Below are 1,063 nucleotides of genomic sequence, written 5' to 3' on the forward strand. Positions count from 1 at the left end.
TCCGGGCGGCCGCCCGGACCTTGGCTTGGCGAAGTCGCCCGTACCACCTGAGGTTACAACCGCGGGAGAGCTTGGGATCTTCGCCTTCGTCACGCACGACCGAACAGTCGCTTGGTTCCAACCGTACGCACAAGGCAGGTTACCGTGAACAGGATTATTTGTGGAGTTGATGTTTCGAAAGATTGGCTGGACGCGCATGTCCGGCCTGGCGGAGCGGCAGCGCGCTTCGCCAACGATGCGGCGGGGATTGCAGCTCTTTGGCTGTTCTGCCGCAGCCATGGCGCAGCCCTTGCGGTGATGGAGGCATCGGGCGGCTATGAACGGCTGGGGTTCATGCTCTTGTGGGCGCACGGCATGCCGTGCGGCGTGGTCAACGCCAAGAGCGTGCGCCGTTTCGCCGAGGCGATGGGCTATCTTGAGAAGACCGACAGGATCGACGCCGCTGTCATCGCCCATTACGGCGCAGTCAAGAACACGGTGCCGACGCCACCGCCAAGCGCTGCCCAACAGCGGCTTACCGCGTTGGTTGGCCGGCTTTGCCAGATTGTCGGCGATGCGACCATCAACAAGCAGCGTAGAAGTGCCGCACGCGACGCCGAGGTAGGCGCCAGCATCGAGGCGACGCTGGCCTTCCTCAAGCGCGAGCAACGGCGCCTGGAAGGCGAGATCGCCTCGATGATCGATGACGATCCGCTGTGGGCCAGGCTGGAGCGGGCCTTTCGTTCGCTCAAGGGCGTAGCCGGACGCACTGTCGCCCGTCTGATGGCCGAACTGCCCGAGATCGGCCTCATCTCCAACAAGGCCATCGCCAAGCTGGCAGGCCTGGCTCCTTTCGCCAACGATAGCGGCAAGCGCACCGGCAACAGGCATGTGCGAGGCGGACGCGCCGGGCCGCGTGGCATCCTCTTCATCGTCGCAGCCATCGTGGCCAAATTCGATCCTCATCTCAAAGCTTTCGCTCAACGGTTGCAACAGGCGGGAAAGCCAAAAATGCTCATCCGTATCGCACTCGCCAGAAAACTCCTGGTCATCCTCAATGCAAAAGCACGCGATGCGCGCAACG

At 63.0% G+C, this 1,063-nt stretch carries 1 protein-coding gene; it reads left to right on the forward strand.

The features are described 5' to 3' along the window. Window positions 1-144: 144 nt before the first annotated feature. A partial coding sequence (locus tag NKJ06_RS35520; RefSeq protein WP_352812596.1) for an IS110 family RNA-guided transposase occupies window positions 145-1,063 on the forward strand: 919 nt, incomplete at its 3' end.

The organism is Mesorhizobium sp. M0293 (assembly GCF_040321735.1).
In the GTDB taxonomy this organism is placed as follows: domain Bacteria; phylum Pseudomonadota; class Alphaproteobacteria; order Rhizobiales; family Rhizobiaceae; genus Mesorhizobium.